This is a genomic window from Microvirga calopogonii (assembly GCF_003347665.1).
Lineage (GTDB): Bacteria > Pseudomonadota > Alphaproteobacteria > Rhizobiales > Beijerinckiaceae > Microvirga > Microvirga calopogonii.
In genome coordinates this window covers 267,558-280,035 of record NZ_QDGA01000002.1, presented here as the reverse complement: position 1 = coordinate 280,035, position 12,478 = coordinate 267,558, and the positions used below count along the sequence as shown (strand labels likewise).

The 12,478-nt window shown below is 64.0% G+C and carries 14 protein-coding genes; 7 read left to right on the top strand and 7 right to left on the bottom strand.

All coding sequences use genetic code 11. The annotated features are described in order from the left end of the window. From DDF70_RS03855 to DDF70_RS03840, 4 genes are all read right to left on the bottom strand, one after another. Positions 1-813 (bottom strand): carbohydrate ABC transporter permease, encoded by an 813-nt coding sequence (locus DDF70_RS03855; protein WP_114943641.1) that lies wholly within the window; start codon positions 811-813, stop codon positions 1-3. A gap of 44 nt (positions 814-857) precedes the next feature. Next, positions 858-1,709: a carbohydrate ABC transporter permease gene (locus tag DDF70_RS03850; RefSeq protein ID WP_114943533.1), complete on the bottom strand. Its 852-nt coding sequence runs from the start codon at positions 1,707-1,709 to the stop codon at positions 858-860. Positions 1,710-1,775: 66 nt separating this feature from the next. Next, entirely contained in the window at positions 1,776-3,059 is a 1,284-nt protein-coding gene (locus tag DDF70_RS03845; RefSeq protein ID WP_114943532.1) for an ABC transporter substrate-binding protein, read from the bottom strand. A gap of 67 nt (positions 3,060-3,126) precedes the next feature. Beyond that, a complete protein-coding gene (locus DDF70_RS03840) occupies positions 3,127-4,134 on the bottom strand; it encodes a LacI family DNA-binding transcriptional regulator (RefSeq protein WP_114943531.1) in 1,008 nt (335 codons plus the stop codon). 266 nt (positions 4,135-4,400) lie between these two features. Between DDF70_RS03840 and DDF70_RS03835 the strand changes: the two genes are divergently transcribed. After that, positions 4,401-5,156 carry a HugZ family pyridoxamine 5'-phosphate oxidase gene (locus DDF70_RS03835; protein WP_114943530.1) on the top strand — a complete coding sequence of 252 codons (756 nt, stop codon included), beginning with the start codon at positions 4,401-4,403 and terminating at the stop codon, positions 5,154-5,156. Between the two features lie 9 nt (positions 5,157-5,165). On the opposite strand, the gene DDF70_RS03830 is transcribed toward DDF70_RS03835, so the two are convergent. Together DDF70_RS03830 and DDF70_RS36380 are read right to left on the bottom strand one after the other, a co-directional pair. Further along, positions 5,166-6,920 (bottom strand): adenylate/guanylate cyclase domain-containing protein, encoded by a 1,755-nt coding sequence (locus tag DDF70_RS03830; protein WP_114943529.1) that lies wholly within the window; start codon positions 6,918-6,920, stop codon positions 5,166-5,168. 123 nt (positions 6,921-7,043) lie between these two features. Continuing rightward, the gene (locus DDF70_RS36380; RefSeq protein ID WP_162820206.1) at positions 7,044-7,208 is read right to left on the bottom strand and encodes a hypothetical protein; all 165 of its coding nucleotides are present in this window, start codon (positions 7,206-7,208) and stop codon (positions 7,044-7,046) included. A 223-nt stretch (positions 7,209-7,431) separates the two neighbouring features. Between DDF70_RS36380 and DDF70_RS03825 the strand changes: the two genes are divergently transcribed. After that, positions 7,432-7,914: an Hsp20 family protein gene (locus DDF70_RS03825; RefSeq protein ID WP_114943640.1), complete on the top strand. Its 483-nt coding sequence runs from the start codon at positions 7,432-7,434 to the stop codon at positions 7,912-7,914. 77 nt (positions 7,915-7,991) lie between these two features. Beyond that, the gene (locus tag DDF70_RS03820) at positions 7,992-8,507 is read left to right on the top strand and encodes an Hsp20/alpha crystallin family protein (protein ID WP_114943528.1); all 516 of its coding nucleotides are present in this window, start codon (positions 7,992-7,994) and stop codon (positions 8,505-8,507) included. Positions 8,508-8,572: 65 nt separating this feature from the next. Here DDF70_RS03820 and DDF70_RS03815 read toward each other — a convergent pair whose 3' ends face one another. Next, on the bottom strand, positions 8,573-9,124 hold the full coding sequence (locus tag DDF70_RS03815; RefSeq protein ID WP_114943527.1) for a sigma-70 family RNA polymerase sigma factor: 552 nt from the start codon (positions 9,122-9,124) through the stop codon (positions 8,573-8,575). A 417-nt stretch (positions 9,125-9,541) separates the two neighbouring features. Between DDF70_RS03815 and DDF70_RS03810 the strand changes: the two genes are divergently transcribed. From DDF70_RS03810 to DDF70_RS03795, 4 genes are all read left to right on the top strand, one after another. Next, positions 9,542-9,952: a response regulator gene (locus tag DDF70_RS03810; protein WP_114943526.1), complete on the top strand. Its 411-nt coding sequence runs from the start codon at positions 9,542-9,544 to the stop codon at positions 9,950-9,952. Positions 9,953-10,384: 432 nt separating this feature from the next. After that, on the top strand, positions 10,385-10,999 hold the full coding sequence (locus DDF70_RS03805; RefSeq protein ID WP_114943525.1) for a ribonuclease D: 615 nt from the start codon (positions 10,385-10,387) through the stop codon (positions 10,997-10,999). A 50-nt stretch (positions 11,000-11,049) separates the two neighbouring features. Continuing rightward, positions 11,050-11,841, top strand: coding sequence for an LPS export ABC transporter periplasmic protein LptC (gene lptC / locus DDF70_RS03800; protein ID WP_114943524.1), 792 nt, complete (start codon positions 11,050-11,052; stop codon positions 11,839-11,841). Continuing rightward, the gene (locus DDF70_RS03795; protein WP_245435356.1) at positions 11,838-12,476 is read left to right on the top strand and encodes an LptA/OstA family protein; all 639 of its coding nucleotides are present in this window, start codon (positions 11,838-11,840) and stop codon (positions 12,474-12,476) included. Before lptC ends, DDF70_RS03795 begins: the two co-directional genes overlap by 4 nt. Positions 12,477-12,478: the final 2 nt, after the last annotated feature.

Below are 12,478 nucleotides of genomic sequence, written 5' to 3'. Positions count from 1 at the left end.
TTACTTGCTGGCGATGCCCCACACCGCGAAGAGATATCGTCTCACGGCGAAGATGAAGAGCACGGAGGGGATGATGAGGATGAAGCCGCCGGCGAAGCGGTAATGCAGCGGGCTCTCGGCCAGAATCCGGAGCAGATAGGCGGTGAGCGTCCGCTCGCGCACGGTGAGGATCGAGGCGGCGAATACCTCGTTCCAGGAAATCACGAAGGCGAAGATCGCGGTGGCAGCCAGGCCCGGCAGGGCGAGCGGCAGGACGACCTTCATGAAAGCCTGGAAGCGCGTGCAGCCGAAGACCCAGGCAGCCTCCTCGTATTCGCGCGGAATACCCATGAACAGGCTCTGCGTGACGAGCGCCGCGAAGGGCAATGCCAGCACCGTGTGGATGAGCGAAACGCCGAAGGGCGTGTCATAGAGGCCGAGGCGGATGAACGACACGGTGAGCGGCAGCGCCAGGATGGCGAGCGGGAAGGCGCGGGTGAGGAGAACGAGGAGCCGATAGGCGTTCTGCCCGCGGAAGGTGTAGCGCGCCAGGGCATAGCCTGCCGGAGCACCGAGGGCGATGGAGAAGACAACCGTCAGTCCGGCGGCGATCAGCGAATTGACGAGGGCATTGAACACGCCCTCGATGGCAAGGAACTGGCTCATGGCCGCAAAGGACAGGTCCGTCGGCCAGATCGATTTCGGCCAGCGGAACACGCCGAGCCTGCCGCCGAAGGCGCCGAGCGCGACGAGATAGATCGGCACCAGCACCCAGGTGATCAGCACCGCAAGGCCTGTCCAGAGAAGCAGGCGCCGTGCCGAGGGAAGGGCCATGCCGCGGTTCGTCGAAGAGGTTTTCAATTCGGCAGCGCTGGTCGTCATGGGAGCTGCTCCGGGCGCGTTCTCAGCACGCGCAGGTAAAGGGCCGTCGCGGCGAGCGAGATCGCCATGATGAGCACCGCGTAAGCGGCCGCGACGCCGTAATTCTGGTTGTCGTTCTGCCAGACATAGGCCTCGCCGGCGAGAACGGGGAAGTTGCGTCCGCCGAGCGCATAGACGACGGCGAAGACCTCGAAGGCGAGAACCGTGCGCAGGATCAGGGCCGATTGCAGGCTGGGCTTCAGAAGCGGCAGGGTGATCCGGGTGAAGCGCGTCCACGGCTTGGCGCCGAAGATTTCGGCCGCTTCCGCGAACTCCTTGGGGATCAGCTGCAGGCCCGCGATCAGGATCACCAGCACGATGGCGGTGGCGCGCCAGAGTTCCGCGAGAACGATGGCGAAGAACAGGGCGACGGGCGTTTCCTGCGAGAGCCATCCCGTCGGGCCCTGGATGAGGCCGAGGGCATAGAGCGCTGAGTTCAGGTAGCCGGTGTTCTGCAGCAGCGCGAGCCAGGCGAGACCGGCCGCGAGATCCGAGATGCCGAGGGGAATGGTGAGCACCCACAGGACCAGGTCGCGGCCCTTGTCGAGCTTCGTCACCATGGTGGCCATGCCGAGCGCCAGCACGACCTGGAGCGGCACCACCACGAGGGTGAGCAGGAACGTGTTTTTGACGGCGAGCGCGAAGTTCAGGTCGCCGGCCATGCGCTGGTAGTTCTCCAGCGACAAGCCTTCGCCTCCGGCAAACGACAGCCAGATCGTCTGCACGAGCGGCACGAGAAAGAGCGCGCCTAAGAAAACGACCGATGGCGCGATCAGCGCATAGGGAATCCAGGATGTGCGCGCAGGCATCAGGCCGCTCCACTCGCGAGGAAAGGACCCGGCGGATAAGGAATCCGCCGGGCTTCACATGTCAGGTTACTGAACCGGGCAGGCGCCCTGGCTCGGCTTGTCGGGAGCCCAGCAGGGGGCGCCGGTTTCCTTCATGAGCGTGTCGAGAACCTTCGCCTGGGCTTCGAGCACGTCCTTGACGGGTTCGTTGCGCAGCACGATGCGCTGGAACGAGTCCATGTAGACCTTGTTGAACTCGCCGCCCTTGGCGCCGAGGCCCACGGGCAGGAGCGACACGAGCGCGTCCTTGGCGTTCTGCGTTGCCGCCACTGCGCCCGCGAGAGCCTTGATGCCGGGTGCGAGATCCGCCGGCAGCTCCGCCTTCACGACCGGGAAGAAACCGACTTCGGCGGCCGTCGCCAGCTGCGTTTCAGGCTTCGTCAGGTGCTCGATCACTGCCACGGCCCCGGCGCGGTTCGGCGCATCCTTCGGGATGGCGAGGCCGGCGATCACCGGCATGTAGCCGCGTCCCTTCGGGCCGGCCGGAGCCGGGAAGGCGACGAACTGATCGGGCTGCAGGGTGAGCGCTTCCTTCACGCGGGCGATGTGATCCCACGCGATCCACACCTCGCCCGATAGCAGCGGCTCCTGCATGAAGTTGTAGTTGGTGGAATTGGGGTTCGACACCGCCCACAGATCCTTCAGCGCATTCCATCCGGCTTCCGCATCGGGCGACTTGAAGGTCGTGACCACGCCGCCGGTGAAGGACGGGTAGAAGTAACCCTGGAAGAATCGCGGCAGGAGGCCCGTCGGACCGGCCGGGAAGCCGAGGCGGCGCTGGCCGGTCTTGTCGACGATGTTCTTGCCCCATTGCTGAAGCTGCGCATAGGTGAGGCTGTTCACGTCCGCGCCGGCCGGCAGGTATTGCAGGGCCTGCTTGTTGGCGACCATCACGTAGGTGGCCTGCATCCACGGGATGTATTGCTGCTGGCCCGTGCCGAGCTTGCCGAGATCCATCAGGCTCGCCGGAATGCCGCGATCGGTCAGTTTCGCCGCGACATCGTCGACGGGCTGGAGATCGGCCGGAACGTGCGGCTGCAATTCGCCGTGCAGCGCGCCGACCACGCTCGCCGTGCGCTTGCCCGCCTGCGTCTCCGCCTTCATGCGGACAGCGAACGCGGGCGGTTCGTCGACCACATACGTGACCTTGCCCGGGATGCCCTTCAGCAGGACTTCACGGACTTTCGTCGCTTCCTCGATGGGACGAAGCTGCGTCGAGTAGAAGATCGTTTCCTGCGCCTGAGCAACCGTCAGTCCTCCGAAAAGAGCTGCCGCGGCGGCAATGGCGCGAAGCGATACGGGATGCGTCATTTCCTTCCTCCATCGGTCCCATCTCGGTGCCGCTCGATCCGGGGCCGAAAGATCGAGGGCATCAAACTCAGTTCGCCGGTCCGTGGGTCATCCTCGGAACCTGCCGAACCGGCAGAATGGTTTGCAGCTCGGAAGGCCCGCGCCCCCCGAGTCGGGCGATCAGCATCTCGGCCAGTTGCCGGCCCACATCAGGAGCCGCGATCTCCATGCTCGACAGAGGCGGATCCGTGAAAGCCGAGGAGGGCAGATTGTCGTGGCCGATCACCGCGACGTCGCGCCCGGCGGTGAGGCCCTGCTCCTTGAGAGCGCTAAGCGCGCCGATCGCCATGCTGTCGGTCGCGCACAGCAAGGCCGTGGGAGGTGCGCTCTGCTGGAGCAGCCATTGCGCGGCCTCATAGCCGCCCGCTTCCGTCGGCTGTGCCGTATATTCGAGCGGCTCCGGGGAGCCGATGTCTTCGAGCGCCGCGAGCCAGCCCATGCGGCGAAAGTGAGCGAAGGTGAGATCCTGAGGGGCGGCGATATGGGCGATGCGCCGGTGGCCCAGGGACGCGAGCATTCGCGCGGCCTCCCTGAAGCCGGCCTCACCGTCGCCGTCGATGAAGGCGTGCTCGTCCGACCGGGCGGTGCGGCCATGGGTGACGAAGGGAATGCCACGTTCCTTCAGGAAGGCGACGCGCTCATCATCCAGCCTCGTGCGCACCACGATCACCGCATCGGCCCGGCGGCCGTCCAGGAGCCGCCGGTAGGTGTCCATCTCGCCGGCGCGCCCGGCGATGGGCAGCAGCATCAGGTCGAGGCCTTCCTCGGCCAATCGCTGCCCGCAGGCCGCCAGCATGTTCAGGAAGATGGGAGGGCCGAACCGGCCCGGCTCCGTCGGCAGGGTCACGGCCACCGCTTCGGCCTTGCGACGCCGCAGGCTGCGGGCCGCCGGGTTGGGGCGATAATTCATCGCCTGCGCCGCCGCTTGAACGCGCTCGCGCGTGGCAGGGGCCACGTCGGAATAGCCGTCGAGGGCCCGCGACACCGTAGTGATCGACAGGCCGAGCGATTGCGCGAGAAGCCTCAGGTTCGACACAGGGTTTCTGCTCTCCTTGTGGTCCCAAATAGATTTCCAAAACGTTTTGGGAAGTCAATCTTCACAATCTTAACCCTTGGTCTAAGGCCGGGTAAGAGACTTGCCGACCGGCGCTTGATCCACTGCCGCTGGGGAGGGCCCGGCTGCAGCGTCCGGTGCTTGACGGAACGGACGGATCAAGGCTCATGCGTCGGTCGAGATGACCCCTGCTATAGGGTCCGCTGTTCGGGTGTATAATCCCCGCACCGGGATCCGGAGGACGCGAGATGGCGAAAGACCCGACCCTGCCTGTTGACGATGACGCTCGCGCTTTGGCCAAGAGGCTGATGCGCACGGCCCGCTCCGGTGCGCTCGCCACCAACGACCAAGAGAGCGGGATGCCGTTCGCGAGCCTCGTTCAGGTCGGAACGGATATCGACGGATCCCCCGTCATCCTCACCTCGCAGCTTTCGGTGCATACGAGACTGATGGAAGCCGATCCGCGCTGCTCCCTGCTCCTGTCCTCCATCGGCAAAGGCGATCCGCTGGCCCATCCGCGCCTGACCCTGCAGGCGACGGCGGAGCGCCTCGACCGCGAGACGGACGAAGCGAGGAATATCCGCCGTCGTTACCTGCTGCAGCATCCCAAGGCCGAACTCTATGTCGACTTCCCGGATTTCAGCTTCTGGCGCCTCAAGGTGTCGTCCGGCAGCCTCAATGGCGGTTTCGGCCGGGCCTATCGCATGGCGGCCGGGGACCTGCTCGCCGACATGTCCGAGTTCTTCGATTTCTACGAGTTCGAAGCCGGTGCCATCGAGCACATGAATACCGAGCATAGCGACGCGGTCGCACTCTACGCCACCCAGCTCTGCGGGGCCCGCGAAGGCGCCTGGCGTCTCATCGGCATCGATCCCGAAGGCATTCAGATGGCCCTGGGCGACGACATCCTGCGCCTGTCCTTCCCGAAGGCTCTGTCGGGACCGCACGAGGTGCGCCCCATGCTCATCCGCCTGGCGAACGAAGCCCGGAGCAGGATCGCCTGACCCTTGGGTTCACTCGGGGATGCCCGCGATCTGGAGTGCATCGAGATAGCGCTGGGCGAAGGTCTGGTCGCGCCAGGGATTGATCTGCCGCTGCAGGGTCAGCGTGTAGGTCGGGAAGGCTTCCATCAGGCGTTCCGCCGCAATCTTGGCCTCATCCAGTCGCCCGAGCCCGACGAGGGCCCCGATGACGACCCTGTAGGACGAGCCGTAGCCCGGCATCTCACGAAGGGCCGTTTCTCCCCATTTCAAGGCTTCCTCGAACTGCTCGAGCATGAGGTAGCACATCCCGATTCCTGAAAGGGCGATGCCTTTCTCCGGGTCCAGCGGGCTCAGGCGCATCGCCTTGTGAAAATGGTCGATCGCCACGAGAGGCCGGCTGGCATGGGTGTTGACCCACCCGCTGCTCGTATAGCTCTGAGCCGAGTTCGGATTGAGCGACAGGGAGCGTTCGATGGCGTTGAGGGCCGCCTCGTAATCCTTCGCGCTGTAGGCGAGGACCTGGGCCGCGAAGCGCAGGCTCGTCGGGTCGTCGCGTGCTTCCGACATCACCTCGCGCGCCATGCGGATTGCGACGCGGATATCGTCCGGTTCGTGCCAGCACTGGCTCACCGAGATGCTGCGGATGTAGGCGCCGAGCGCTTTTGCCAGCGTAAAGCCGGGGTCGATGCTCAGGGCCTCGTTCGTGAGCCTGCGGACATCGGCAAAGCCCTCCCGGGTCATCTTGTAGAAGCAGGGCAGGGCGCGCAGATACAGGTCATAGGCCGTAACGGAGGTGGTCGGCTTGTTGTGGGCCTGCCGGATCTCCTCGAGCCGTATGCTCGGCTCGACCGCCCCGACGACGCTCTCCGTGACCCGATCCTGCAATTCGAAGATGTCGCTCATGTCTCCGTCGAAGCGATCGGCCCAGACATGGTGCCCGGTCATGCCGTCGATCAACTGGCCGGCGATGCGGACCCGCGTTCCCGCCTTCCGGATGCTGCCCTCCAGAACGTATTGCACGCCGAGTTCGCGGGAGACCTGCCTGACATCGACGGCCCGGCCCTTGTAGGTGAAGGAGGAGTTCCGGGCGATCACGAAAAAGGACCTCACCCGACTCAGTCCCGTGATGATGTCCTCCACCAAGCCATCGGCGAAGTATTCCTGCTGCGGGTCTTCGCTCAGGTTGGTGAAGGGGAGCACGGCGATCGATGGCTTGTCGGGAAGAGGCAGGGGCTTGGCATGGTCCGAATCCGTCGAAGCGATCGGGCTTGTCTTCAGGGAATAGGCCCTGACCGGCTCGTCCATGTTCTTCACCCGTTGGGGACCGAGATCGCTGAAAGCCAGCGGCAGGAGCTTGCGCACGTAATGATAGGCCGTTTCCGACGCGCAGATCGATCCCGGATGCGCCAGTTCCTGCAGCCGCGCCGCCACATTGACCCCCTCTCCGAGGAGATCGCCGTCCCGTACCATGACATCGCCCACATGCACGCCGATGCGGAACCGCAGGGTTTGACTCCCGGGCTCCAGGCCGAGCCGTTCCTGGATTTCGACAGCGCACTGGACGGCATCGACCGCGCTCGGAAACTCGGCCAGGATGCTGTCGCCGGCCGTATTGGCGATACGCCCGCCATTGTCTGCGATAAGCCCGTCCATGATCGCTCGATGAGCCGTCAGGATTCGAAGGGTTCCGACCTCGTCGGCCTCCATGAGACGCGAATAGCCCGCGACATCGGCCGCCAGGATGGCCGCCAAACGCCGCTCGACCCTTTGCTTCTGCGGATTCATTCCATCCTCAGGGCATCGTCTCGGCCTCATTCTGCTGCCGTTTGGGAAAGGCGTCCAGTCGGCTATGGCGCCGGACGCGGCTCCCCGTCAGGCGAATGGAGAGCCAGGATCCGTGTCCCAGATTCAGGAGCTCACGCCTTCATCGCGTTTTCTCTCGCAATCCCGCTTCGGGGTCTGCTGCGGCGGCTGTTGCTGCTGGGCGACGATCGTCTTGTCTGGAGAGGCATCCGTCGCGTGGGACGGAACGGCGAAGGCTGTCAGGACGGCAAGGGAGAGGATGCGAAGCATGATCTGTCTTTCCTTGGTCGAAGCGGTCCCATGCTAATGAGCGTTCGATGCGATGGCCAGCCTGTTCGAAATGAATGTCGTCCGGGTTCCTGGCACCTCTTGAAATTCTGAAAACCGCTCCCCAACATCAATATTGCCGAGGCCTTTCAGAGGCTTGGCAATCGCGGGCGCCGGCGGGTGTCCGGCGCTCTCACGTCCATGTTGCTCAATGGAGGATATGGTGATGAGATCAGCTTTCGACTTTTCCCCTCTGTACCGCTCGACGGTCGGTTTCGACCGGCTGTTCGACATGCTCGACCAGTCCGCTCAGATCGAGCCCATGACCAACTGGCCGCCCTACAACATCGAGAAGGTGGGCGAAGACCAGTATGTCATCACGATGGCCATCGCGGGCTTCTCTCCTGATGAGATCGAACTCACGCAGAAGGAGAGCCAGCTTCTCGTGTCAGGCCAGAAGAAGGGCTCCGAGGAGGGCAGGCAATACCTGCACCGCGGCATCGCCACCCGCGCCTTCAAACAGACGTTCAACCTCGCCGATCACGTGAAGGTCACCGGCGCGAGCCTGGAGAACGGCCTCCTGACGGTCGATCTCAAGCGCGAAGTGCCCGAAGCGCTCAAGCCGCGCCGGATCGAGATCGCGACCGGCACCGGAACGACGCAGCCGGGGCGGCATCCGCAGCAGATCGAGCACGGCAAGGCCGCATAGGCCCTGTCGAGACGACGAAGGGCGCCGACACGGGCCGGCGCCGTACCCATTGGCGATGAGTGAAGGAGGAAGATACCATGAACATGCGTGATCTGATTCCCTGGGCTCGCAGCCAGCAGATGGCCCCGAGCCGCTACCGCGAGGAGAGCGATCCTTTCATGACCCTCCATCGCGAGATGAACCGGCTTTTCGACGACGTGCTGCGTGGCTTCGACATGGCGCCGCTCGGCGGCGTCGGCAGGCCTGCCGGCTGGCCGCAGGTGGAGGTCGTCGAGAACGACAAGGAGGTGCGCGTCTCGGCGGAGCTGCCCGGGCTCGAGGACAAGGACGTCGAGGTCCTGATGCAGGACGGCGTTCTGACCATCCGCGGCGAGCGCAAGTCCGAGATCGAGGACAAGGAGCGTGCCTTCAGCGAGCGTTATTACGGCCGCTTCGAGCGCCGGATCCCGATGGCCTGGGATGTCGACGAGGATAAGATCGAGGCGAGCTTCACAAACGGCGTTCTCACCGTCACCCTGCCGAAATCGGCCGAGAGCCGTCCGCAGGTGAAGCGCATCGCGATCAACCGCGCCGGCGAAGAGACCAAGCACTGATTCCGATCGGGAGGCGCCCGGCCCGTCCGGGCGCCTTCATGTCATCGATGTCGACCCTGCGCCGTTCAAGGCGAGGCGTGCATGAAAAGGGCGGCTTTGACCAGATTGTCCGGGCCGAGATCGCCGTCCGCATCGAGTTTCAGGATTTCCGTCAGGCGATTGCGGGCACGGTTGATCCGGCTTTTGATGGTTCCGATATTGGTGCCGCAGATCCGCGCCGCATCCTCGTAGGACAAGCCTTCCGCACCGACGAGCAGCAGGGCCTCGCGCTGATCGACTGGGAGCTTGCTCAGGGCCTTGAGCATATCGGTGAAATCGAGCCGTGCGCCCTGGTCGGGCATCACCGCCACTTTCTCGGCCCAGGAGCCTTCCGGATCCTCGACCTCGCGTTTTCTCCGCCGGGTCTGGGTGAGAAAATCGTTGCGCAGGATGGTGAAGAGCCATGCCTGCATGCTGGTGCCGGGCTGGAACTTGTCGAGATTGCTCAGGCCCTTGAGCAGCGCGCTCTGAACCAGGTCATCCGCCTTGTCGACACTCCCGGCAAGAGAAATAGCGAAAGCCCGCAGATGAGGGACGGCATTGAGCATCTGCTGTTTCAGGGAGTTTTCGACTGACAATCTGCACAACTCCTCTGGATCGAGCGATCCACCAGACCCCAACGGGCAATCCGTTGCATTAACCTATGCGAAGCCTAGCCCGATCTTTCATGGGGGCGGCAGGAGCGTCGATGAACAAATCGTGAGAAACCAGCGCATGGTGCCGATTTGAAGTGTCGCGTTGGCGAAAAGTCGGGCACGTCCTGATCGGATGCGCGAAGGCAGAAGTGTCCGCATATGGAGGATTGCCGTCATTCGAAGCGATCCGGAACCAAGACGGATCGATGATCGGAAGCCTTGCTTCGTAGCGGTAAATTCACATGGATCAATGAATTCGCCCGCGAAACGGGCTAATTTCCCCTGTAGAGTGGGCGCATTCTCGAATGGCAGTCTTTCCGTTCCCACTCCGATTTCAGCAAACCCAGGTCACATACGGATATGATGACTCAAACTCGCTGCATGATCGTGGAAGACCAAGCATTGATCGGAATGTCCCTGGAGGCGTTCCTCGAGGATGCCGGCTTCGCGGTGGCCGGCGTCTTCATGAGCAATGTCCAGGCTCTGCAATGGCTGGAGAGCAACGCGCCGGACGTGGCCATTCTTGATCTCATGATCAAGGACGGCACCTCCCTGGAGATCGCCCGTGCCCTGAGGAACCGGGGTATTCCCTTCACGGTCTATTCCGGTCTCCCGCCGAAGGCCGACGGCCCGCCGGAGCTGCGGAACGTTCCCTGGCTCGAAAAACCCGTCAGCCGGGAAACCCTTCTGAGCGTCCTCGACAGCTTGAGGGATGCCGGTCGCGACGGTGGCGAAACGCCTCCGGCTCCGATCCAGTTCGCGAATAAGTGAATCCCGGCTTCGGGCAGCCCACCGAAGACAAAAGCGGAACACCCAGGCTTCGCCCTCCGTTGACCCGAAAGTTCCAGTGTCTGGAGGGTGTCATGAGCGTTTCGTTCAAAACCTTGGCAGCTGCGAGCCTCGTCCTTGTCGACGTCGCGTCGTGCGCCCGGTCCGGACTTGCTATCGATATTTCCCTCTAGGGCACTTTCGGTGAAGTGGATCCGTTTCACCGCCAAAAATGCGGCCAAGCAAAGAAGAGGGCTTACTCCACGCAAGTGGAAGCAGCTCTGGCGGTCCCTCGAAAGCCCCGCTCGCCGCGGGGCTTTTCTCTGACGTTGGAGCCAGCGCCTAGAAGGGCAAGCGCATCGGGTGGATCCCAAAAGTGCATTCCCCTTTTGGGTCCGATGCTTTAGAGCCAGTTTCCGACTTTTTGGATGTGCCATGACAGTACGCTTACATCGCGGCGACCTGCCCGCCGATTACAAGCCCGGCCCGGCGATCGCCATCGACACCGAGACGCTCGGTCTCAATCCCCATCGGGACCGCCTGTGCGTGGTGCAGATCTCGACCGGGGACGGCACGGCGGATGTGGTGCAGATCCTCAAGGACGGGCCGCCGCCGGAGAACCTGATCCGCGTGCTCTCCGACGAGAGCGTCCTCAAGATCTTCCACTATGCCCGCTTCGATCTCGCGGTCATCTTCCATACCTTCGGCATCATGCCGCGTCCGGTCTACTGCACCAAGGTCGCCTCGCGGCTCGTGCGCACCTATACCGACCGCCACGGGCTCAAGGAGCTGGTGCGCGAGCAGCTCGGGGTGGAGCTGTCGAAGCAGCAGCAATCCTCCGATTGGGGCGCCGATACCCTGACCACGGCCCAGCTCGATTACGCCGCTTCCGACGTGCTGCACCTCCATGCCCTGAAGGACAAGCTCGACCGCCTGCTGGAGCGGGAGAACAGGCTGGGCATTGCCCATCAATGCTTCAGCTTCCTGCCGACCCGCGCCCAACTCGACCTCTTGGGTTGGCCGGAGACGGATATTTTCGCCCATTCTTGACGCAGGCTTAAACTTTCCCGCATAAAACCCATATCCGTCATAACATCGCCATGTCCTCACGGCATGGCGCCATGCCGAAAGAGTGGCGGAAGGGGTTGACGAACGTGACGGGAATTCAGGGCACCACGATGCGTGATGGCCCGGCCTTGAGGTCGGCTGTACGGTCGCGCGCCTTCAACAAGGCCCGTCGCCATTCCCGGTGGGTCAGCTTCGCCAAGGTGGCCATTCCCCTCGGCTCCCTGATCGGTATGGCCGGCGTCGGCCTCGTGGCCTATTACAATCCCTTCAAGCAGATCGAGAACCTGAGCTTCGGCTCCATCGGGGTGAGCGGCACCAACGTCACCATGGAGAGCCCGAAGCTGACCGGCTTCAAGAACGACAACCGTCCCTACGAGGTGACGGCCAGCGCCGCCACGCAGGATGTGCGCAAGCCCGATCTCGTGCAGCTCAAGGATCTCAGGGCACGGATCGTCACCGACGAGCGTGGCGGTGTCGCGAGGCTCCAGGCCGATTCCGGGGTCCTCGACACCAAGCGAGAGCAGATGAGGCTGCGCCAGAACATCGTGGTCACCACGGATTCCGGCTACGAGGTCAAGCTCCGCACGGCCTTCGTGAAGTTCAAGGCCGGTTCCGTGGTGTCCACCGACCCCGTCAGCGTGTCCTTTGGCAGCGGCACCATCGACGCGGAGGGGCTGGACGTGGCGGATAACGGCAAGGTCATGAGCTTCACCGGCCGCGTCCGCACCGTCATCCAGCCCTCGGGCTCCACCCCATCCACCCCCGAAGCTGCCGGCACGGGCTCCACGGCGCCTGCACCCCAACCAACAAGTATCCGTCCATGATGAGTTTCACCCGCGCCGCCCTGGCCCTCGCGCTTCTCTCACCGGCTCCCATCGACGTGGCCTTCGCCCAGGCCAGCAAGGAGCGGGCCGTCGGCTTCGGCAATTTCGGTTCCAGCAAGGAGCCGATCAAGATCGACGCCAACAAGCTCGACGTCTTCGACAAGGAGGGCCGGGCGGTCTTCACCGGCGACGTTGTGGCGGTCCAGGGCGAGAGCACCATGAAGTGCACGATCATGACCGTGTTCTACGACCAGCGGGACCAGAACGGCGGGCAGGCGGCGGCCCCGCAGGCGACCGACGACAGCGCCATCAAGAAGATCGACTGCAAGGGGCCGGTCACCATCGTGTCGCGCACGCAGGTCGCGACGGGCGAGAACGCCACCTTCGACCGGGGCTCCAACAAGATCATGCTGACCGGCAACGCGACCCTGAGCGACGGCCCGAACGTCACCAAGGGCGAGCGGGTGCTCTACGACATCAATACCGGCGTGGCGAATATCGAGACGACACCCGGCGGCCGCGTGAGGGCGCTCTTCGTACCCGGCCAGGGCGGGCCTGCCCCGACCGGCGCCGGCGGGGCGCCGGCCGCAGGCGGGGGCAAGCCGAAGCCCCAGCAGAGGCCGGCGACGAACTAGGG

Bases quoted from the DNA above. Each gene is read 5' to 3' on its own strand.
- DDF70_RS03855 (WP_114943641.1), bottom strand. From the start codon at position 813: ATGGCCCTTCCCTCGGCACGGCGCCTGCTTCTCTGGACAGGCCTTGCG.
- DDF70_RS03850 (WP_114943533.1), bottom strand. From the start codon at position 1,709: ATGCCTGCGCGCACATCCTGGATTCCCTATGCGCTGATCGCGCCATCG.
- DDF70_RS03845 (WP_114943532.1), bottom strand. From the start codon at position 3,059: ATGACGCATCCCGTATCGCTTCGCGCCATTGCCGCCGCGGCAGCTCTT.
- DDF70_RS03835 (WP_114943530.1), top strand. From the start codon at position 4,401: ATGGCGAAAGACCCGACCCTGCCTGTTGACGATGACGCTCGCGCTTTG.
- DDF70_RS03830 (WP_114943529.1), bottom strand. From the start codon at position 6,920: ATGAATCCGCAGAAGCAAAGGGTCGAGCGGCGTTTGGCGGCCATCCTG.
- DDF70_RS36380 (WP_162820206.1), bottom strand. From the start codon at position 7,208: ATGCTTCGCATCCTCTCCCTTGCCGTCCTGACAGCCTTCGCCGTTCCG.
- DDF70_RS03825 (WP_114943640.1), top strand. From the start codon at position 7,432: ATGAGATCAGCTTTCGACTTTTCCCCTCTGTACCGCTCGACGGTCGGT.
- DDF70_RS03820 (WP_114943528.1), top strand. From the start codon at position 7,992: ATGAACATGCGTGATCTGATTCCCTGGGCTCGCAGCCAGCAGATGGCC.
- DDF70_RS03810 (WP_114943526.1), top strand. From the start codon at position 9,542: ATGATGACTCAAACTCGCTGCATGATCGTGGAAGACCAAGCATTGATC.
- DDF70_RS03805 (WP_114943525.1), top strand. From the start codon at position 10,385: ATGACAGTACGCTTACATCGCGGCGACCTGCCCGCCGATTACAAGCCC.
- lptC (WP_114943524.1), top strand. From the start codon at position 11,050: ATGTCCTCACGGCATGGCGCCATGCCGAAAGAGTGGCGGAAGGGGTTG.
- DDF70_RS03795 (WP_245435356.1), top strand. From the start codon at position 11,838: ATGATGAGTTTCACCCGCGCCGCCCTGGCCCTCGCGCTTCTCTCACCG.